This is a genomic window from Wenyingzhuangia sp. IMCC45533 (genome assembly GCF_054111225.1).
Map to the genome: position 1 here is coordinate 901182 of NZ_CM134197.1, position 20900 is coordinate 922081.

At 32.4% G+C, this 20900-nt stretch carries 18 protein-coding genes and 3 tRNA genes; all 21 read right to left on the minus strand.

Features of this window, described 5'->3' with window-relative positions:
* Nucleotide 1 precedes the first annotated feature (1 nt).
* The gene (locus ACXGQW_RS04005) at nucleotides 2-1108 is read right to left on the minus strand and encodes a glycosyltransferase family 4 protein (RefSeq protein ID WP_457823811.1); all 1107 of its coding nucleotides are present in this window, start codon (nucleotides 1106-1108) and stop codon (nucleotides 2-4) included.
* Between the two features lie 6 nt (nucleotides 1109-1114).
* Nucleotides 1115-2353 (minus strand): hypothetical protein, encoded by a 1239-nt coding sequence (locus ACXGQW_RS04010; RefSeq protein WP_457823812.1) that lies wholly within the window; start codon nucleotides 2351-2353, stop codon nucleotides 1115-1117.
* A gap of 11 nt (nucleotides 2354-2364) precedes the next feature.
* Nucleotides 2365-3474, minus strand: a complete 1110-nt coding sequence (locus ACXGQW_RS04015) for a hypothetical protein (protein ID WP_457823813.1) — start codon at nucleotides 3472-3474, stop codon at nucleotides 2365-2367.
* Nucleotides 3474-4559 carry a non-hydrolyzing UDP-N-acetylglucosamine 2-epimerase gene (gene wecB / locus ACXGQW_RS04020; protein ID WP_457823814.1) on the minus strand — a complete coding sequence of 362 codons (1086 nt, stop codon included), beginning with the start codon at nucleotides 4557-4559 and terminating at the stop codon, nucleotides 3474-3476. Before wecB ends, ACXGQW_RS04015 begins: the two co-directional genes overlap by 1 nt.
* Nucleotides 4560-4571: 12 nt before the next feature.
* A complete protein-coding gene (locus ACXGQW_RS04025; RefSeq protein WP_457823815.1) occupies nucleotides 4572-5705 on the minus strand; it encodes a hypothetical protein in 1134 nt (377 codons plus the stop codon).
* Between the two features lie 955 nt (nucleotides 5706-6660).
* A complete protein-coding gene (locus ACXGQW_RS04030; protein WP_457823816.1) occupies nucleotides 6661-7293 on the minus strand; it encodes a NeuD/PglB/VioB family sugar acetyltransferase in 633 nt (210 codons plus the stop codon).
* 3 nt (nucleotides 7294-7296) lie between these two features.
* On the minus strand, nucleotides 7297-8370 hold the full coding sequence (locus ACXGQW_RS04035) for a DegT/DnrJ/EryC1/StrS family aminotransferase (RefSeq protein ID WP_457823817.1): 1074 nt from the start codon (nucleotides 8368-8370) through the stop codon (nucleotides 7297-7299).
* Nucleotides 8367-9776: a lipopolysaccharide biosynthesis protein gene (locus ACXGQW_RS04040; protein WP_457823818.1), complete on the minus strand. Its 1410-nt coding sequence runs from the start codon at nucleotides 9774-9776 to the stop codon at nucleotides 8367-8369. The genes ACXGQW_RS04035 and ACXGQW_RS04040 overlap by 4 nt, the downstream gene beginning before the upstream one ends.
* A gap of 147 nt (nucleotides 9777-9923) precedes the next feature.
* Nucleotides 9924-11249 (minus strand): UDP-glucose dehydrogenase family protein, encoded by a 1326-nt coding sequence (locus ACXGQW_RS04045; protein ID WP_457823819.1) that lies wholly within the window; start codon nucleotides 11247-11249, stop codon nucleotides 9924-9926.
* Nucleotides 11249-12532: a nucleotide sugar dehydrogenase gene (locus tag ACXGQW_RS04050; RefSeq protein WP_457823820.1), complete on the minus strand. Its 1284-nt coding sequence runs from the start codon at nucleotides 12530-12532 to the stop codon at nucleotides 11249-11251. The genes ACXGQW_RS04045 and ACXGQW_RS04050 overlap by 1 nt, the downstream gene beginning before the upstream one ends.
* Nucleotides 12533-12600: 68 nt before the next feature.
* Nucleotides 12601-13569 (minus strand): Gfo/Idh/MocA family protein, encoded by a 969-nt coding sequence (locus ACXGQW_RS04055; RefSeq protein ID WP_457823821.1) that lies wholly within the window; start codon nucleotides 13567-13569, stop codon nucleotides 12601-12603.
* Nucleotides 13570-13672: 103 nt separating this feature from the next.
* Nucleotides 13673-13747, minus strand: a tRNA-Val gene (locus ACXGQW_RS04060).
* Between the two features lie 16 nt (nucleotides 13748-13763).
* Nucleotides 13764-13838 (minus strand) — tRNA-Val (locus ACXGQW_RS04065).
* Nucleotides 13839-13869: 31 nt separating this feature from the next.
* Nucleotides 13870-13944 (minus strand) — tRNA-Val (locus tag ACXGQW_RS04070).
* Nucleotides 13945-14001: 57 nt separating this feature from the next.
* Nucleotides 14002-15024 carry a mannose-1-phosphate guanylyltransferase gene (locus tag ACXGQW_RS04075; RefSeq protein WP_457823822.1) on the minus strand — a complete coding sequence of 341 codons (1023 nt, stop codon included), beginning with the start codon at nucleotides 15022-15024 and terminating at the stop codon, nucleotides 14002-14004.
* Nucleotides 15025-15035: 11 nt separating this feature from the next.
* On the minus strand, nucleotides 15036-16061 hold the full coding sequence (locus tag ACXGQW_RS04080) for an NAD-dependent epimerase (RefSeq protein WP_457823823.1): 1026 nt from the start codon (nucleotides 16059-16061) through the stop codon (nucleotides 15036-15038).
* Nucleotides 16062-16122: 61 nt separating this feature from the next.
* Nucleotides 16123-17355 carry a bifunctional folylpolyglutamate synthase/dihydrofolate synthase gene (locus ACXGQW_RS04085; RefSeq protein WP_457823824.1) on the minus strand — a complete coding sequence of 411 codons (1233 nt, stop codon included), beginning with the start codon at nucleotides 17353-17355 and terminating at the stop codon, nucleotides 16123-16125.
* Nucleotides 17356-17357: 2 nt separating this feature from the next.
* The gene (locus tag ACXGQW_RS04090; RefSeq protein ID WP_457823825.1) at nucleotides 17358-18125 is read right to left on the minus strand and encodes an energy transducer TonB; all 768 of its coding nucleotides are present in this window, start codon (nucleotides 18123-18125) and stop codon (nucleotides 17358-17360) included.
* Nucleotides 18126-18182: 57 nt separating this feature from the next.
* A complete protein-coding gene (locus ACXGQW_RS04095) occupies nucleotides 18183-18572 on the minus strand; it encodes an ExbD/TolR family protein (protein WP_457823826.1) in 390 nt (129 codons plus the stop codon).
* A 3-nt stretch (nucleotides 18573-18575) separates the two neighbouring features.
* Nucleotides 18576-19259 (minus strand): MotA/TolQ/ExbB proton channel family protein, encoded by a 684-nt coding sequence (locus tag ACXGQW_RS04100; protein WP_457823827.1) that lies wholly within the window; start codon nucleotides 19257-19259, stop codon nucleotides 18576-18578.
* 113 nt (nucleotides 19260-19372) lie between these two features.
* A complete protein-coding gene (gene nhaB, locus ACXGQW_RS04105; protein ID WP_457823828.1) occupies nucleotides 19373-20836 on the minus strand; it encodes a sodium/proton antiporter NhaB in 1464 nt (487 codons plus the stop codon).
* Nucleotides 20837-20900: the final 64 nt, after the last annotated feature.

A 20900-nucleotide genomic window follows, 5' to 3' on the forward strand; every position in this document is an offset into this window, starting at 1 on the left:
ATCACCGTAAAATTTTTGATTCAAATTCGCTTAAAAAAGCTTGTGTAGAAATACGGCTGACTATTTTTTTGCTGCCTTCTTTTACAAAAACTTTCATATTTTTATCATCATATGACCACTTTATAGCTTTTACTAGATCTATTTTTGAGTTTTCTTCAAAAATACAACCTGTAATATCATCATCAATATAATATTTAGCACCGCAACTTGTAGAACATACTACAGGCAGTCCGTACCCCATGGCTTCTAACACAACTATTCCTACAGGCTCTTTTTCAGCAGGTAAAACGAATAGATCATTCGCTTTGTAGAGACTTCCAATTTCGTTATGTGGAATATTTGTCTTTAAAGTAACAAATTCATTCAAATTATACTGATCAATATAGTTTACCACTTTTTGGAATTCTATTTCGTGTAAATCACTAGATTTTTCTCCCACTAAGGTTAAATGCAGTTTGTACCCTTGTGACAGCATATCTTTTATAGATTCTAACAATAGTAAATGGCATTTTCGAGGAACAAACTTCCCAATACTTAATATCTGTTTAGTTTCATTCTTATAAAAAAACTCATTTTTGAAAATTATTTCTGTAACTGCAAAAGGTACAAATACCATCTTAGATGGAACATTGTCACTTTTTTTAGGAATACTCCTACCTTCTAGAGGAGTCATCCATTTGGAGTCGAAAAACCAATTTATAAAATTGAACGAAGCTTGTCTTTTAAGAGAATACTTTTCATTTAGTAACGCCTGAGAATAAATTACAGTTTTTATTCCTAGTATTTTAGCCAGCAAAGCCGCTAATAAAGAAAAGTAGCGACTTATATCTCTAACTATGATATAATCAGGTTTATTAGCTTTCAAAAATTTGTAATATTTGTATGCCGGAGGAAAAGACTTAGGAGAATTGATCCCATTCTTGCCTATTTTTGTTAAAAGCTTAGAGATCGCAGAATCTTCAAAGACAATGGGTTTTATTTCATCGTAATTCTCTGTATACCCTCTCAATGTAGCGTGTACTTCAACCCTATGCCCCGCAGATATCAAAGCTTTAACCCAACCAGTCATATTGGTATGATACCTTGGCACAACAAATAAAATTTTCATAATTATTTAATTTAGTTTCTTCAGTATGTTACCAACTACATAATCATCATCCACAAATAAATTAACAAAAAGTGGATTAGAAAGTATTGATCCTAAACCTAGCATTGGAAAATAAAATCTAATTGTATTTGCTAAACAATAGAATAATATAAAAATTCTCATTACTCTTATTCCGTTGTATAACTTTCTATGATTGTTAAAATCTTTATGGTTATACAACAGAAAAACACACATCCAAATAAAAATATTAGCTACTATTCTATATCTACCAACACTAGGAATTATACTTAAAACATTAAAAAAAGCAGCAAAATATAGTGTAAACAAAAACAGCCTATTTACCCCACCCTTAGTTTCTATGAAAGTTTTATTCTTTGTGTATGTCACATAAAATAAAATACTAGTAGCAATATTGAAAATAAGCCCTACCAATCTCATGATATTTCCACCTGTTCTTTCTATTTGTTCAGCATTCATGTATATATCCATTCTTCTAGTAATTACCGAAGGTAAATAATTCATAAACACATTAAAAATAGACTTATTCAAGAAAAACGACAAGAAGCTGACTCCATAAAAAATTAGAAGTAGCCTTTTCTTTTTTCGCAAAAAATAAAAACTGATTAACAAAAAAATAACTAGATAAAAAGAAAAATGAATAAAAGGAACAATAGCCAGCAGCCAACTATTTTTCTTTTTATTTTCATAAATTATTGGCATTGTTATGTAAATAAACACCTGTGATGCTGTCCAATAGTCAAATCCTGATATCGTATACGGAGGTATTAAAAAGGCAATAATAATAATGACCCACATGCTACCTCTTCTGTGCACACCTCTTGATTCTTTATATACGTAGGCTAAATTTCTTGAAAAGAAAAAACCAAAAAACAAACCATAAGCCAAAAATAAAATATGGTAATTACTTGTCACCTGCCCTACAGTTATAGAAATTGATTTTTCGACAAACTCCAAGTGATTACTGTTAGTAAACATTGAATTTATAAGACTTGTGAAATTTTCACCATTTGTTCTATATTCTAAGAAATGCCTTTTATATGAAGCAGCATCAAAAGCACTATTAGGCGGAATTTGCAATGTATACCCTACAAAACCACAGAAAAACCAAATAATGTTTTTAGACCATGAAAATCGTAAATTTTTTAGCGCAACCACATAAGCCAATAAGGGAGATATTAAAAATACTGCTAGACCCGCAGCTGCAAAATTATTACTCTTAGCCATATGTTTTTATATTACGCATTTAAAAACTGTTCCGTTACTTCTTCTATATTGTAACGTTCCATATTTTGAAATGGATATCTATTTGTGTAATCACCCTTAAAAAATTGTTTTATAAACTCCTTGGGTACTTCATTGTTTGCTAGAGATAAAACAGGCCTGCTGGATAAATAGTAATCTACTAATTTACTTGGAGATTGAACATTTGATATATTATTTATATTAATCAAAAAATCCATCTCAGATAGCTTTTTTAATAAATCATGTCTAGGTATGTAATTTCTTACTTCAATTCTACCATCAGATTTATCTATGTATGTTCGGATTAATTTAGCACTTGATGTATAAATTATAAACTTAAACGGCTCCTTTAGACTTATTAAATACTCCAGCAACTTTCTTGGATCTCTTTTGTTCTTATAAAAAACACCCGAATAACAAAAAGTTGGTATATTATTTTTTTTATAAACACCTGTTTTTTGATTATCTATCTTAAAATTGAATCCTTGCGGAATTACTTTAACTTTATGCTGATATTCTTCATAATATGAATTTATAGCTTCTGGAATTGGTACAGAAATTACATCTGCCAATTCACAAAATAATTTTTCTTCTTTTATAAATTTATTTGCCGGTGTGTAGAAAGGATTTCCCATAAATGGATCCCCGCAATCGGCTATCCATTTTTTTGTAATACTTTTATTTTTTTGTAATGCTTTTGCAACTCCCCAATGAATAGAATGTGGTTTAGCTATAGAAATAAGCAAATCCCAATTGGTTTCATTCTTTATTTTTTGATAGGTTAATTCCTTAAAAAACACATCTGGCAAATTATGTCTATTGGCTAGTTTTAATATATCTAACATTTTTAAAACAGCCTTAACTCCCAACGTAGACACCTTGCTTTTTCTTGGCTCGTTAAAAAAATGAGTTCCTAAGTTTTCAATTTCTACATTGTATCCCTTTGCAAAATCTGGGTGGGCTTGACTATTATATGGAGTTAGTACTTTTACTGCGTGACCTTCACTTGCTAGAGATTTCACCAGTTCCGTTGCTCTCGTAGAGCGTGGACCAGATACTGGGTAAAAAGATTTTGTAATCAATAAAATTCTCTTTTTTTCCATTACCATTTTAAAATTTGATACACAATCCTTTCTGCTGTATTTCCATCCCATAGATTTGGAATCGCTCCTTTTTTCCATTTTCCAGCAAACAAAAGTTCTAGAGCTGGTTTAATATTTTTGGGATCAGTCCCTATTAATTCATTAGTACCAACCGTTATGGTTTCTGGTCTTTCGGTATTATCTCTTAATGTCAAGCAAGGTACTCCCATTACGGTTGTCTCTTCAGTAATTCCTCCAGAGTCAGTAATTACAGCTTTGGCATTTTTTACTAAATAGTTAAACTCTAAATACCCTAAAGGCTCTACTATTTTTAAATTTGGAGCTGCTATTCCTAAATCAGAAAATATTTTAGCCGTGCGTGGGTGTATCGGAAAAACAATTGGCAAGTTATTAGTATTGTTTACAATTTCATCCATCAAATGTTTTAACTTGTTTGCCTGATCAACATTTGCTGGTCTATGCATTGTTAGCACAAAATAGTTTTTGTTTTGTAAATTTAATTCATCAAAAACAGCAGGTTTTGTAAATCGAGGTTCATTTTTTAACAAAGTATCTATCATTACGTTCCCAACATAAAATATTTGATTTTCTTTTACTCCTTCCTTTCGCAAGTTCGTATTGGCAACCTCCGAAGTTGTAAAAAAATAATCGGTTATACTATCCGTTACCATTCTATTTATTTCTTCAGGCATGCTTATATCAAAAGACCTTATACCTGCTTCTACATGAGCTACTTTGGTATTTAATTTTTTAGCAACTATCGCACAAGCCATAGTAGAGGTAACATCTCCAACTACCAACACCAAATCTGCAGGATTAGTTAGTAATTCTTTTTCAAAATTAATTAAAATTGCAGCTGTCTGTTCTGCTTGAGAACCACCACCACACTCTAAATTAACATCTGGATGAGGAATGTTTAACTCTTCAAAAAAAGTGTCACTCATTTTTTTATCGTAATGCTGACCCGTATGAACTAATCTAAATCCAATATCCTCTCCTTTTTCTTTTACACTGTCAATTGCATGAATGATAGGGGCTATTTTCATAAAGTTTGGTCTAGCACCAGCTATAATTGTAATTCTCATTTCTGTTTCTTTTTATTTTAGTAATGATAATTTTTCTAAAACCTCTTTTTGAAATCTACCCACATTATATTTACTTGACAAGTCATCTAACATTTTAACATTATAAATAGCATCTTCCAAGCTTAAATTAATATTATTTTCTTTTAAATCTTTTTCAAAATCCTCAACGGTAAATATCTTAAAACCTTCATTAACTAACCATTCTGAATAGACATTTTTTTTGTGTAAATAAACCTTAACGCCCAATGCAATAGCTGTCACTATATTTGCAACTGCCATTTGTCTGTAACCGTTAATACACAATGCTGATATACTCTTATAAAACTTATTAAATTCTGATAAAGTCATAAAATCTGTTACAACATTTATATTATAGTTCTTTGCTTGATTCAAAACATCATAATAGTAACTTGATTTTGGACCATAATTAAATAATATAGAAAAACTGTAAGACTCATTATCCACAAACTTTTTTACTTTGTCGATAAGCTCTAGGTGATTATTATAGACACTTCTATTATTCCCTAGAACTATCAATTTTTGAAAATCAGAATTTCGTCTATTCACCAATTTTTCAACATTACCCACTACGGGTTTCTTGTTTGATAGCTTTATGGGAGTAGGTAGATTTCCAAATATGCTCTCCAAATACTGATGCTCCTCAATACAGAGAATTAACATTAAATCACATCTTTTTACTGCCTTCCAAAAAATGTTTTTATACAAAGTTTTAAATATAAAAAGACTTTTAATATTCTGGAGGATGCGTACTATACAATTTTCACTTTTGTTTGTTATATATGGTTTTGTTTTATTACTCAAGAAAAGTTCTTTTTTTTTCGAATACAATTCATATCCAAAAAATCTCCAGGCGATTTTTACGCTTTTAGGTAACTTAAGAGCTATCTTACTTTTTGTAACATCTAAATCATATAACACTACCAAATGTGCTGCTTTACATATTTCTATTATTTTCGATGTTTCTTTTTTTGTAAAGAAAATAATTTCTCCCTCTATATCTATTTCATCAGTAAAAGCATTACCTAAAAAAATAGTAGTATTCTTAAATTCACCCTTTTCAAACCTATAACTATCTTTTACAAACTTCTTATCAGTATGTATATGTATTACTATTTTGTTCTCCATTCAAGGTTTTATAATATTTCAATATATGAGGATTTAGTTTTTAAGTAATAGAACTCCCTCTTCCTATTTAAATAATGGCTGATTCATTTCTACCACTTTTATTCATTTAATTATACGACTGCTTAAATCAGCTACTCCATGGTTAAAACTAGACACTGTTCATAAAATATACAATTCATTTCAATACATATTTAATTATTTTGAATTGTACGGTGCGCAGATAACATAATTCTATCCCTAATATTCTTTTAATATTAGTTGAGATATATCCTAAAACTGCAACAATGATATAATTTTCTCTTTATTTATTTATTCTTTTTAATATATTTCCATTTCTAAAAGGCAAATATATTCACCTCTTTACTACAAATCGACTCAAGTACAAACTTATAACGTAGGTTATGATACTCCCTAGATGAATTACTACACTCCTAAAAGCTTATTTCATCTTTTTTTATAAAATTTTCAGAAATCTATCCAACACATTTACACTTAGAATTCTGGTTTAACTTCTTCTTCAGCTGAATGAATCCCTCTAATAAGGCTATACACACACAAATGTTTCAAAGTTATTGATAGGTTAATCTTTTATCACTTCTAAAGTATCTTCTCATACAATAGACGTTTTAAGTTCTGCTATCTTTTTTCGTAGGAGATTTATAGAATTTAGGTTTGTTATTACTTTTTTAACAATTTGATATATTTGAAATAATCTAGTTTTTCTTACAGACATTTATAAGATGAGAAAGCTTATATACACTTAGATCAAAGATAGATATAATTACTTACATATTATTTTTATGCAATAATTTAGAATAATTGAAATCCCGTTTTTGTAAAACAAAAACAATCGTAGAGTAATATAGTCTGCATCTTTTTTTTAGATTTTACACAACTTGATATTAATAGCTTCCTTTATCCACTTGAGACATTTACGACATATAACTAATGGCTTCTATGCATTACTCTTTATAAATCGAGCTGGTGAACCTACTAAAACTGAATTGTGAGAGAACGATTTTGTTACAAATGAATTTGCCCCTATAATAGTATCGGACCCTATTTCTATTTTTTTTGCAATAATACCTGCATTATTACCCACTAATACTCTATCCTTTAGTAAAACATAAGCTCCTACCATTGACTTTGTACTAACCAAACAAGCTTTACCTATGGTTACGTGATGGCTCAGTATAGCTTTAGGACTTAATATTGAATAATCACCTATTCTACATTTTGTCCATACAAAACTATCCGCATGAAGATATACACCTGAACCTATTTTAGCACTTGGAGATATGAAAGCATTTGGATGAATCAAATTTATAATCTCGTATCCTTTGTTTTTTAGTAAGTCAAGCTTCTCTTCTCGAATACCATTATCGCCAACAGCTACTACAACTTTACCTGTTTTATATTGATCAAAAAAATCTTGATAATCACCTAAAATTTCGTAGTCCATTACAAACGTTCCTCTCTTCGAATTGTTATAATGATACAAACCAGCTATTTCATAACCACAATCGTGTATTAGTTCTATAATGGGCTCAGAATAGTTACCTATTCCAAATACAAAAACTTCCTCCATTCTTTAATTCTCTATTATTAATTCACATATCGAATTGACATCTTCTAAGGATAAATCATAATACAAAGGTAAACACAAGACCCTTTTAGAAACACAATCTGTAATCTCTAAATTAACATGATTGGTATATGGTAATGAACTACCTAATGATGGGTAAAAATATCTTCTAGAAAACACTTTATTTTCCTCTAATCTAATTTTGCACTTTAACAAATCTTGTTCTGTTGGAAAAACAACAGGAAAGTATGAATAATTCTTACTAGCCGATTCCATCCATAAAGGTATTCTAAGTTCAGTTTTCTCTAGTTTTGACAGATATAATTCCGTTAATTCTTTTCTTTTTTGATGAATTGATTCTATGTAATTATAATTCACCAATCCCATTGCTGCATGGAACTCAGAGTTTTTACCGTTTACTCCTAAAGTTGAAAAATTTTCTGGTCCATTAAAACCAAAATTCCTAGCCTTAAACATTTTATGGTTAAGTTCATTATTATTGGTTACTATAAAACCTCCTTCTGTAGAATGATACAATTTGGTGGCATGTAGACTACAGGTAGATATATCACCATACTCAAAGATAGATTTGCCGTGTAATTCGACACCAAATGCATGGGCTCCATCATAAATTATTTTTAGATTGTGCTTTTTTGCTATTTTTTCTATTGCTAACACATCACATGGATTGCCGTATACATGAGTTGCTAATATAGCTGATGTTTCCTTAGTTATTAAACTTTCTATTCTACTCGGGTCTATATTAAGTGAATCTTTATCTATGTCTGCAAAAATAGGCTTACATCCCTCCCAAACAATACTGCTTGTCGTAGCTACAAATGAAAAAGGGGTTGTTATAATTTCCCCTGATAAATCGAGTGCTTTTATAGCCATCTGTAGTGCGATTGTACCATTAGTCACATATAATAAATTCTCTACTTTTAGATATTTTTTTAATTTAGCTTCAAGCGTATTTGCGAGAGGTCCCATATTGGTTAACCAGCCTCTTTCCCAAATAGAGTTAATCATTTCTTTGTACTCTTCCGCAGGTGGCAAAAATGGTTTTGTTACTGGAATCATCTTTTAAGTATAATTTTTTTTAGATCATCAAATGATGAAATTTTAAAACTGTAAGACAATAATAAATAGACTATTAAACCTACACTCATTCCTATCAATATTCTTAACAAATCTAACACTTGATTGCCGATTAAAAAATTATCAAGACACAATATTACTATGCCAGCAAAAATCGTAACAAATAGTATATGCAATACATCTTTTAACTGCTCAAGTCCCGTATAATTGATAAATCTACCTGAATAATAAGTATTTATAAACAATCCAAGTAGCGATGAAATGACTCTTCCCCACAATAATCCCATCACTCCAAATGGTATTGCAGACGCAATAGTTATAACATCGATTATTTTTTTGTAAAGTTCTAATTTTAAAAACAAGTCACTTCTACCCTTAACGTTTAGTATATTTAAATTGTATGAGTGAAATGGATATAAGATACCTGACACACATAGTACCTGAAAGTAAGGAACTGCTGGCAGCCATTTTTCCGTAAACAAAAAACGAAATGTTGGAGTTGCTAACACTGCCAAAAAGACTAGTATTGGAGCAATTACAAATGTTACCATTTTCAATATTTTTTGATATACTTTTTTCAAACGTACATCATCGTCTTTAATACTTGCAAACATTGGATAAGTCACTTTACTTAGAGCTTTTGATATATTATTGACTGGTAACTGGACAACTGAATTAGCCCTAGTATAATACCCTAGTTGTGCTGGCAGAAAAAACTTTCCAATAATTAAGGTATAACTATTTGAAAAAAGGGCATTCAATAAACCCGACAACAATAGTTTGTAACCAAAATTAAAGTGATATTTAAACTTCTCATAATTGAAAATAAACGATGGTGACCATCTGGTAACTATCCATAATTGGACTGAGCTTAAAACAGATTGTAACAAATACATCCAAACCAAACTCCAAACACCATATCCTTTATATGCAAGCAAAACTCCTACCAAGCTACCACCAATTAGAGATGGTAAAGCTACTCTCATTTGAGTTTTGAAGTTCAGTTGTTGAGTTAATCTAGTTTTTTGAACAGTAGAGAATGCATCTATAATAAATATCAACCCATAAACACGAGTTATTGAGATTAATATAGATTGGCCAAAAAAGTCAGCAATCAAAGGACTTGCGAGAAATAGTACAAAATAGATTATGATACTTCCTAGTAGATTAAAGAAAAATACTGTTGAAAAATCTTCTTGATTAGCATCAGGAGTTCTTATCAGAGACGTTGCTAGACCACTATTTATCAAAGTTCTACCAACGGCCATAAAAATGGACAACATCCCTATAATACCAAACTCTTCAGGCAACAGTAATCTCGCCAATACAACAGACACTAAAAAGCCTATTATTTGTTTACTAAACAACTCCATAAATGTCCATATCATTCCTGATAATGTTTGTTTTTGTAGTGACACTTTATTCTATTGTATTAATTAGTAATGTACATCATTTAAAAAGGCGTTACTTTTAATTAAAGCAACACCTTTTTAAGTTTTTATTTAAAAGTATAATTGTTTCTACACAATTTGGTTTTATGACTTACCTATTTGATAATAGTCAAAGCCTTCTTTTTCTATTTCAAAAACACTGTATTGATTTCTACCATCAAATATTACAGGTGATTTTAATAAAGATTTAATTTCCATAAAATCAGGGGATCTAAACTCTTTCCATTCTGTTAAAAGAATCATAGCATCTGCCCCTTCTAATGCTTTGTACTTAGAATCTACATACCCTATATTTTTAACTCCTTTTAAATAACATTCCTGAGCCTCATGCATTGCTTTTGGATCATATGCTTTTACGTTGGCACCTCTTTTCACCAATTCGTTAATCACATAGATAGCTGGTGCTTCCCTCATATCATCAGTTCCAGGCTTGAAAGATAACCCCCAGACACCAAAAGTTAAACCTTTTAGATTCTCTCCGTATTTATCAACAACCTTGTTAGATATCACAAACTTTTGAGCATCATTTACATCTTCTACAGAAGTAATTAACTTTGCTTCGTAACCATTCTCTTCAGCTATTTTCTTTAAGGCTTTAACATCTTTGGGAAAACAAGAGCCTCCATAACCTGCTCCTGGATATATAAAACTATAACCTATACGGTTATCAGAACCTATACCAATTCTAACCTTATTGGCATCCGCACCTACTTTTTCGCAAATATTGGCAATCTCGTTCATAAATGAAATTTTGGTAGCTAGCATAGCATTGGCCGCGTACTTAGTCATTTCTGCTGAACGAATATCCATTTCTATCAAACGATCATGATTGTGAGTAAAAGTAGCATACAATTTCTTCATCACTTTAAAAGCTTCGTCAGATTCTGCCCCAATCACAACCCTATCAGGTTTCATAAAGTCAGCAACTGCAGCTCCTTCTTTTAAAAACTCAGGGTTAGAAACTACATGAAATTCTATATTTACTCCTCTCTTATCTAGTTCTTTTTGAATTGTAGCTTTCACTTTATCAGCTGTACCGATAGGAACAGTAGATTTATCCACAACAACCAAAGGACCACTCATATTTTTTCCGATATCGCTTGCCACCGCCAATACATATTGTAAATCCGCAGAACCGTCGTCTCCCATTGGTGTTCCTACAGCTATAAATGCCACTTCAGAACCTTTAAGTCCTTCGGCTATTTGAGTACTAAATGTCAAATTTCCTAGTTCAAAATTTTTTCGCACTAGTGGCTCCAAACCCGGTTCATAAATTGGGATAATTCCATTTTTTAAATGGTCTACTTTTTTTTGATCTATATCTATACAGGTTACTTTGTTCCCCATCTCTGAAAAACAAGTTCCAGTTACTAATCCTACATAACCTGTACCTACAACTGTAATATTCATTATAATTTACCGTCTATTAATTGATTATCTAACACTCCTTTAACGTCGTACACTATTGCATTATTTTCTTTCAAACTTTCTATATCTAATGATAAAAATTCATTGTGAGCAACAGCCAAAACAAGAGCTTTATATTTTTTACCAGATAGGTTATTTAATATCTCTATTCCATATTCATACTTTACCTCAGCAGAATTAGCTTGTGGATCATACACATCCACATTAATCCCGTAGTCTGTTAATTCGCTAACAACATCTACAACTTTAGTATTCCTTACATCAGGACAGTTTTCTTTAAAGGTAATTCCCAACACTAAAACATCAGCTCCTTTGACTTTGAGGTCGTTCTTTATCATCAATTTAGCAACTTGAGAAGCAACGTACTCTCCCATACTATCATTCATTCTTCTTCCTGCTAGTATAATTTCTGGATGATAACCAAACTCTTGTGCTTTTTGAGCTAAGTAATATGGATCTACTCCAATACAGTGCCCGCCCACTAGGCCTGGCTTAAAAGGCAAAAAATTCCATTTGGTTGCAGCCGCTTTTAAAACATCGTCTGTATTGATGTTCATCAGATTAAAAATTTTAGATAGCTCGTTTACAAAAGCTATGTTGATATCTCTCTGTGAATTCTCTATCACCTTAGCTGCCTCAGCGACCTTGATAGTAGGAGCCAAATGAGTTCCTGCGGATATTACTGATTTATATATTTGATCAATTTTCACCCCAACTTCAGGAGTAGAACCAGAGGTTACTTTTAAAATTTTATCAACAGTGTGTAATTTATCACCTGGGTTGATTCTTTCTGGCGAATATCCTGCAAAAAAGTCTTTGTTATATTTCAGTCCTGATACTCTTTCAAGAACAGGTATGCAATCCTCTTCTGTCGCCCCAGGGTACACCGTAGACTCGTACACAACAATGTTGTTCTCGCTTAAAACCGTACCAACGGTTTCACTAGCTCTAATTAAAGGGGTTAAAACGGGCCTATTATTTTTATCAACAGGAGTGGGAACAGTAATGATGTATATATTACAACTTTTCAATTGCTCTATATTGTTTGTGCAATACAAACCGTTTTTATTTTGGGAAACTGCATCACTATCCAATAACACACTAGATAAAGTTTCGTTGTCTAATTCTAAAGTGGAATCTACACCATTGTTTAACTCCTTAATTCTATTCGTGTTTATATCAAAGCCTATGGTTGTATACTTGGTTCCGAAAAGCCTTGCTAGTGGTAACCCTACATATCCCAACCCTATTACTCCTATTTTCATTTGCTTCTTTTAAAGTGACAAATATATATTAAATACTCTTAAACATGTATTCCAGCGTACAAACTTTTTCATTTAAACGGGTGTTTTACTTTCGGTTCATAGTACATAGTATGGACACTATTTTTAATGGGTTCTACTATTTTGGAATTGCGTATTTTATGAACAATTTCAATTGAGTTGGCTGCATCGTCTATACCAAAACCCTCTCCAACTAATATTTTTTCATAACTCTTTGTATGTAGTTCTGTAAAACCGCTACTAAATTCTATCTCTTCTCCATCAATTTTAATTGACCTATAAGTCCTTTGTCCTTTGTCCTTAATTTTTTTAGGAATTAAATCATAGTTTATTGATAAAAACCATTTTACCCTTGCCTTTTCAAACTCCAAGTATCCCGTAGCCCTATCATGATTATGTTCGTATACAATATTTGTCTTTAACCCTCCGAAAACCCAAGATAACATATCAAAAAAATGCACTCCTATGTTGGATGCAATACCTCCTGATTTAGACACATCCCCTTTCCACGAGGCATAATACCATTTTCCTCTGGAAGTAAGATAAGTCAAATCAACATCGTAAATTTTGTCAGACGACGAGTTTTCAACTTTATTTTTTAAAGCGATAATAGAAGGATGCAAACGTAGTTGTAGTATCGTGTATATTCTATTACCTGTTTCTTTTTCAATAGACTTAAGAGCCTCTATATTCCAGGGATTTAATACCAAAGGTTTTTCACATATTGCGTTGGCACCAGACCTCAGAGCCATTCTTATGTGTGAATCGTGCAAATAATTAGGAGTGCAAATACTAACAAAATCTAATTTTTTATCCTTCTCTCTCCTTAATTTTTCTATATGGCGATCAAAACGCTCAAATTCCACAAAAAAAGAAGCTTCTGGGAAATACGAATCTATTACACCAACGCTATCATTCTTATCAAGAGCAGCTAACAAATTATTGGAGGTATCCTTTATAGCCTTTAAATGTCTAGGAGCAATATATCCAGCAGCACCAATCAAAGCAAAATTTTTCATACCTGAATTTTAAAACATAAGATTCAAATATAGAGAAAACGGTAGCATAAATAAAACCATTAGGAAACAAAAAAACCTACTATGGAAAGTAGGTTTTTTTTCGTGGGCAATGAGGGATTCGAACCCCCGACCCCCTCGGTGTAAACGAGGTGCTCTGAACCAACTGAGCTAATTGCCCTTTTAGGGGTTTTTTGTGGGCGATGAGGGATTCGAACCCCCGACCCCCTCGGTGTAAACGAGGTGCTCTGAACCAACTGAGCTAATCGCCCTTATTTTTGAGGTAAATAAGTAAACCTTTTGTGGGCAATGAGGGATTCGAACCCCCGACCCCCTCGGTGTAAACGAGGTGCTCTGAACCAACTGAGCTAATTGCCCTTAGCGGGTGCAAATATAGTACTTATATTAACACCTACAATATGTATCGATAAAAAATCACAATAATTTTTTATCTATTTTTCCTGCATACTCTCTAACCTGCTTAACTTCTTCAGTTTTATCCTTAGTAACTAACATGATACAATCGTCAGATTCAATTAAGACAATATGATCTATCCCTCTTGTAGCATAAACTGGTTTAGAAGCTAACGCATAAGAATTCACAATGTTCTCTCCTTTAATCATTTCAAACAAATCATCATTCTGAAAATCTTTTGCATAACCAATTAGAGAATCAAAAGAACCTAAATCTGTCCAGATAAAATTGGATTTTACCATTTTGATAATATTTGATTTTTCTAAAACTGCAAAATCAATACTGTCTTCTGGTATTTTTTCCATATCCAGTTTATTGATGAGTCCATCCTCACTATTATCGTATGCTGTTACACATGCTTGGTATATTTCTGGTTGATATTTTTTTAATTCACCCAAAAAAGCGGAAGCTTTAAAGCAAAACATCCCACTATTCCAACAAAAGTTACCAGATCTTATATATTTAATAGCTAAATCTTGATTAGGTTTTTCCCTAAAAGACTTTACATCTTCTCCTTTATATTCTATATAGCCATAACCTGTCTCAGGCTTTAAGGGTTGTATTCCGAATGTAACTATATGACCTTCTTTAGCCAAATTAATAGCTTTGTTCACAGAGGACTCATACTCAGCCTCATCTCTAATCATATGGTCAGACGGAGTAATAAACATAACATCGTCTTCTGACAAGCTAAGAGCAGCCAGTGCTATCGCTGGTGCTGTATTTCTACCAACAGGCTCTACAATTTTTTTATTTATATTTAAATCTAATTCTAGTGACTGTTCTTCTGCCATCTTCAATTGAACCTTGTTAGTCACCAGCATATAATCATCTACAATATTTCGATTTCTCAAAACCGTATATTGAAACAATGACTTTCCTTCAAAAATTTTCAAAAATTGCTTAGGACTTTTTTTTCTAGACAGTGGCCATAGTCTAGATCCCACTCCCCCACTTAAAACAACATTTACAACTCTACCCATTAATGTGAATTTTACAAATTGTTATACACTTTATACCAATCTATAAATTTCTTTACACCTATGTCTATAGGAGTGTTAGGTTGGTAATCATAATCTTTAATCAAATCACTAACATCCGCCCAAGTTTTGGCTACGTCACCTGGTTGCATATCCATCATTATTTTTTGAGCTTCTTTACCTAAATTTTTCTCAATATTTGCTATGTAATCGGTTAGTTTAACAGAATTATTGTTACCTATATTATATACTTTGTACAGCTCTTTCTTAGATTTTCTAGTCTCTACCTCTCCTTCTATAATCCTCATTACTCCTTCTACGATATCACCTACATAGGTAAAATCTCTCTCCATATTTCCATGGTTAAAAACCTTAATAGGTTTATCATTTCTAATCCCTTCTGCAAATAAATATGCTGCCATATCGGGTCTTCCCCATGGTCCGTAAACGGTAAAAAATCTTAAACCTGTAGTCGCAAAACCAAACAAATGAGAATAAGTATGAGCCATCAATTCATTACTCTTCTTAGAAGCTGCATAAAGACTAATAGGAGTATCAACAGTATCCTTTGTAGAAAAAGGAATTTTGGAATTCAGCCCATAAACGCTAGAACTACTTGCATAAACCAAATGCTTTACATTGTTGTTCCTACAAGCTTCAAGTAAGTTTACGTAGCCCACAATATTACTATCGACATAAGCCTGTGGATTTTCTATACTATATCTAACCCCTGCTTGTGCTGCTAAATTACACACAACGCCAAACGCTTCATTTTCAAAAAGCTTGTCAATTGCTTGTTTGTCCTCCAAATTAATTCTCAAGAATGAAAAATTACTGTGTATAGATGAACGGGTCTGGTTGCCAAATTTCTCTGTCTTCTCTCTTTTCACTCCTAATTCTTCTAGCCTTGCAAATTTTAGATTGATATCATAATAATCATTGATATTATCAATCCCGACAACATCATGCCCCCTACTTAACAATAACGAAGACAAATGAAACCCAATGAATCCTGCAGCTCCCGTAACTAAAATTTTCATACTAGATGTTTGTAGTTTTATTTTTTGACAAATATATTATTTTATAGACAGGTTATTTGGTCTAACTAACTTTATTAAGCAAATAATCCGCAACAATGAATGTACTCCCCCCAACATATATCAAATCATTCTTTTCTGATGATTGCAATGCATGTTCAGTAGCTATTTTTACGGAAGAATATGAATCTCCCAATAATTGATACCTAAGAGCTTCTTCTTTTAGTTTTACCTCTGACAACCCACGTGCCACAGATGGTTTTGTAAAATAGTATTTTGCCTCCTTAGGAAATAATGGTAATATGGAGTTTAAATCCTTATCATCCACGACTCCCAATACAATATGTAAATGATGATAAGCCTCTGATGTTATTTGATCTAAAACCAAGGAAACTCCTTCTTTATTATGGCCCGTGTCGCAAACAATTTTTGGGTTTTCTTGTGTTATTTGATATCGCCCTAACAAACCTGTATTTTCCACCACTTTTAAAAAACCGTTGATTATCGATTTTTCAGAAACTACTACCCCCATCTCGTTCAAAACCTGAATAGTTTTGTACGCTGTTTTCAGGTTTTTCTTTTGATAACTTCCTTTTAAATCACAATCGTAATTCAAATCAGTTAATTCGTATGCCTTAAATAATTTTGATTGTTTGAATGATGCAACGTCGTTAAAAACATTAAATGTTTCTTGATGATATTCTCCAATAACAACAGGAATATCATCTTTTATAATTCCTGCTTTTTCCTTAGCGATTAAAGGCAACGTATCCCCTAAAAACTGAGTGTGATCCAAACCAATATTGGTAATTACAGAAACCAAAGGCATCACAACGTTGGTAGAATCTAATCTACCTCCTAAACCTGTTTCTAAAACAACATAATCTACACTAGTATCTTTAAAATATTGAAAAGATAACCCAACAGTCATCTCAAAAAAAGAAAGAGCATTTTCTTCAAAGAAACCTTTGTGAGTTCTAAAAAATTCAATAATATATTCTTTCGGTATTTCTTCTCCGTTGATTTTAATTCTCTCTCTAAAATCAACCAAATGAGGAGAAGTATACAACCCAACTTTGTACCCTTCTTCATGTAAAATTGAAGCTAACATATGACTAGTCGAGCCTTTGCCATTTGTACCTGCTATATGTATTGCTTTGATGTTTTTTTCTGGATTCCCTAGGTAATCCATTAACAAAATAGTGTTAGATAAATCTTTTTTGTATGCCTTTGCACCTTGATTTTGATACATCGGTAATTGATTGTACAGCCAATCTAAAGTTTCTTGATAGTTCATACTTATTCCGAAAGGATAAATTTATAACGTATAAAACCCACTTGCCTTTGAGGTGCATTTCCATCCGCATTCCACTTGGTAGACAATGCTGCTTTTTTGGCTGGCTCCAACAGACAGGGATTGGGATTGGTGGTACCCTTTACGCCTGGGATTGCATTGATTACGTTTCCTTGATTATCAACCTCAATTTTTACCACCACTACGCCCTCTTCGTTACAATTTGGTTTTTTCTTGGGTTTAGAAAGCGTTTTTCTTCCCTTAAGTAAATAATTTCCATCTCCTCCAGAACCACTATTGCCATAATACTTATCGCTATCAGGAATTCCGTCTAAAGCCCCTTTGACTCCTACCTCATCATCATCTCCCTCGCTATTACTGTCCGCTGCTTCGGATTTTTCACCAAACAAATTGCTTAAAACATTTTGTGTTGCTTGGGTTGGTTTTTGCGCTTCTTTAGCCTGCTTTGTTGCTTCATCTACATCAACAACCTCATTTTTCTTAGGTTGTTTATTTTTTTCTTTTTTTAAGACAGGAGCCTCTTCAATGTCTTGACTTAGAACATCGTCCTTTGATTCGTTTCTTGGACTATTTTTAGGCAATGCATCTTCTGAAACTGGTTTTTGTTTCAAATCCGATTGTATTTTTTTATTCAATTTTGGCTGTCCTGAACCAACATCAGAAGTCCCAAAGTTTATTGCAATTCCGTATTCCTCTGGAGGATCTAAATATCTCAACCCACAATAAAACATCAGAAAGGCAATAAATGTCATCAACAAAAATGTAATGACCGTAGATTTTCTTTGGTGTGATGTTTTTAAAATCATGGGTTACTGACCTTTTACCGCTAAAATCATTTTAATCTTATTACGATTTGCAATATCTATCACATTCATAATATTTTTGTAGGCAGATTTTTGATCACCTCTAATTACTAGCGTTCCACTTTTATCTCCAGAAAGCTTTGTTAGCAGGATGTTTTCTAACTGAACAAAATCCACTTTATCGGCATCAACATAATAAGTCCCATCACTAGTAATTGATACAGATATTACCCCTTTATTCTCAGTTTTACCACCAGCTTTAGGTAAAAGCACATCAATAGCATTAACTGTAACTAAAGTAGAGGCAAGCATAAAAAAAATTAACAATAGAAAAACAATGTCTGTCATAGACGACATATTAAACTCAGCACTTACTTTATTTCTTCCTTTAGCCATTTTTTAGACAGGTTCGTTTAACAAATCTAAAAACTCTACTGATTTTGCTTCCATCTGATAAACAACTTTATCTGTTTTAACTACCAAATGATTGTAAGCGATGTAAGATATAATCCCAACTATCAAACCTCCAACGGTAGTTGTCATAGCAGTATACAATCCATCAGATAACATTTTAATATCTATTTGACCTCCTGCGTTTGCTATCTCGTGAATAGAAACAATCATACCTATCACGGTTCCTAAAAAACCAATCATTGGAGCCGCTCCAGAGATAGTTGCCAAAATGCTCACGTTTTTCTCTAGCTTGTATATTTCTAACTTACCAGCATTCTCTATAGCCGTGTTGATATCATCTAAAGGTTTGCCAATTCTCCTCACTCCCTTTTCTATCAAATTGGCTACAGGAGTGTCTATCTCACTACACAATGTTTTAGCAGCATCTAAATTACCTATACTGATTTGTTCTTTTATCTGATTCATGAAATTTTCATCAATATGATTGGCTGCGTTGATTGCTAAAAAACGTTCAATGTATATGTAGACAGAAATTATCAACAACAAAAACAAGATACTCATAATGATTTGACCTCCTAAACCACCATCCAATATGAGTTGGATGATCGATATCGTTTTTTCTTGACTTTCTTCTATTACAGGTGCAATAGCATCGGGATTTTCATTCATAATAATCTTACTTATTTTAAAAAACGAAAATACAATTTATTATTGCATCTCCATCAACAAAAAAGGAACCTTAAATTAAGGTTCCTTTTTGTAAATCTGTATGGATAGTCTTGTTACAACATCATTCTAACCATTACATATCCAACTCCTCCTAAAACAATCGTGTAAGGCAATGCCATTTTTACCATAGTTCCGTAGGAAAGATTAATTAAAGGTGCCAACGCTGATGTTAGCAAAAATAAAAATGCTGCCTGACCATTAGGTGTAGCTACACTTGGTAGATTTGTACCCGTGTTAATTGCTATTGCTAAATTCTCATAATGCTCTCTACTAATAGCTCCACTTTTAAAAGCTTGCTGAACCTCTCCAATATAAACAGTCGCTACAAATACGTTATCGCTAATAGCAGACAACAATCCGTTGGCTATGTAAAATAAACCTGGTTGACTTTCTGGGCTTTGTTCCAATGCCCAATGAATAATTGGTGAAAACAAGTGCTGATCGTGAATCATAGCCACAACCACAAAGAAAACTACTAATAAACCTGTGAACGGCAGTGCTTCTTCAAAAGCATGTCCCAATTGGTGCTCTTCGGTAATTCCCATGAATGCTGTTTGCAATATAATTAAAGCCAATCCGATAAAACCTACGGGAGCTAAATGCAAAGCTAAACCTGCAATTAGCATTAAGGCTGCTATTCCTTGAACTTTTAAAGCATACTTTTCTTTAGCTGTTCTTCTTTCATCTTCTTCGTTTGTATAAGACTGAATTATTTGATCAGCAACTGCTGGTAATTTAGCCCCAAAACCAAAAGTTCCTGTTAACTCTAACACAATAGTAGTTAACAATCCACAAACTAATACTGGTATTGTTATAGGACTCATCATTACAAAGAATTCGATAAAATCCCACCCCATTCTTTCTCCTATCAATAAATTCTGAGGTTCTCCAACCAAAGTACACACCCCTCCTAAAGCCGTACCTACTACACCATGCATAATTAGACTTCTCAGAAAACTTCTGAATTGTTCTAACGTTTCTCCTGTTAGCTGGTTTCTATCTAAAACTCCATCGCTGTTTAAATCCATCGCACTAGAATGTATTTTATGATATATCCCATAAAACCCAACTGCAACGCTAATTAAAACTGCTGTTACAGTTAACGCATCTAAGAAAGCCGATAAAACTGCTGATAAAAAAACAAACAAAAGAGATAAGATTACTTTTGATTTTATTTTAGTAAAAATCTTACTAAAAATGTACATCAATAAAGGTTTCATAAAATAAATACCCGCAACCATAAAAACTAAAAGCAATACGACCTCTAAATTCTGATCTACTTCGTGATAAGCATTTTCTGGAGTGGTTAAATTTAATGCGATGATTTCGATAGCTAATAAACCACCCGATTGTAACGGATAACATTTTAATGCCATTGCTAGCGTAAAAATAAACTCAGCAATAAACAACCAAGCACCAACGTGAGGAGCAAATATTGAAATTGGAATATTAATCAATAAGAAAAATATCATCACAAGTTTAAACCACTTAGGACTGGAACCTAAAAAATATTTCATTGTTTCTAATTTTAAAAAATTTCGGAAGCTAAAATAACATAATCATATTTTCTTTAACAATATA

Excerpts from the sequence above, each read along its gene's own strand:
- ACXGQW_RS04030 (WP_457823816.1), bottom strand. The coding sequence starts at position 7,293 with ATGGAGGAAGTTTTTGTATTTGGAATAGGTAACTATTCTGAGCCCATT.
- ACXGQW_RS04085 (WP_457823824.1), bottom strand. The coding sequence starts at position 17,355 with ATGAACTATCAAGAAACTTTAGATTGGCTGTACAATCAATTACCGATG.
- ACXGQW_RS04055 (WP_457823821.1), bottom strand. The coding sequence starts at position 13,569 with ATGAAAAATTTTGCTTTGATTGGTGCTGCTGGATATATTGCTCCTAGA.
- ACXGQW_RS04035 (WP_457823817.1), bottom strand. The coding sequence starts at position 8,370 with ATGATTCCAGTAACAAAACCATTTTTGCCACCTGCGGAAGAGTACAAA.
- ACXGQW_RS04010 (WP_457823812.1), bottom strand. The coding sequence starts at position 2,353 with ATGGCTAAGAGTAATAATTTTGCAGCTGCGGGTCTAGCAGTATTTTTA.
- nhaB (WP_457823828.1), bottom strand. The coding sequence starts at position 20,836 with ATGAAATATTTTTTAGGTTCCAGTCCTAAGTGGTTTAAACTTGTGATG.
- ACXGQW_RS04090 (WP_457823825.1), bottom strand. The coding sequence starts at position 18,125 with ATGACATTTATTGCCTTTCTGATGTTTTATTGTGGGTTGAGATATTTA.
- ACXGQW_RS04040 (WP_457823818.1), bottom strand. The coding sequence starts at position 9,776 with ATGATATGGACATTTATGGAGTTGTTTAGTAAACAAATAATAGGCTTT.
- ACXGQW_RS04015 (WP_457823813.1), bottom strand. The coding sequence starts at position 3,474 with ATGGAAAAAAAGAGAATTTTATTGATTACAAAATCTTTTTACCCAGTA.
- ACXGQW_RS04045 (WP_457823819.1), bottom strand. The coding sequence starts at position 11,249 with ATGAATATTACAGTTGTAGGTACAGGTTATGTAGGATTAGTAACTGGA.
- ACXGQW_RS04025 (WP_457823815.1), bottom strand. The coding sequence starts at position 5,705 with ATGGAGAACAAAATAGTAATACATATACATACTGATAAGAAGTTTGTA.
- wecB (WP_457823814.1), bottom strand. The coding sequence starts at position 4,559 with ATGAGAATTACAATTATAGCTGGTGCTAGACCAAACTTTATGAAAATA.
- ACXGQW_RS04080 (WP_457823823.1), bottom strand. The coding sequence starts at position 16,061 with ATGAAAATTTTAGTTACGGGAGCTGCAGGATTCATTGGGTTTCATTTG.
- ACXGQW_RS04100 (WP_457823827.1), bottom strand. The coding sequence starts at position 19,259 with ATGAATGAAAATCCCGATGCTATTGCACCTGTAATAGAAGAAAGTCAA.
- ACXGQW_RS04005 (WP_457823811.1), bottom strand. The coding sequence starts at position 1,108 with ATGAAAATTTTATTTGTTGTGCCAAGGTATCATACCAATATGACTGGT.
- ACXGQW_RS04050 (WP_457823820.1), bottom strand. The coding sequence starts at position 12,532 with ATGAAAATAGGAGTAATAGGGTTGGGATATGTAGGGTTACCACTAGCA.
- ACXGQW_RS04075 (WP_457823822.1), bottom strand. The coding sequence starts at position 15,024 with ATGGGTAGAGTTGTAAATGTTGTTTTAAGTGGGGGAGTGGGATCTAGA.
- ACXGQW_RS04095 (WP_457823826.1), bottom strand. The coding sequence starts at position 18,572 with ATGGCTAAAGGAAGAAATAAAGTAAGTGCTGAGTTTAATATGTCGTCT.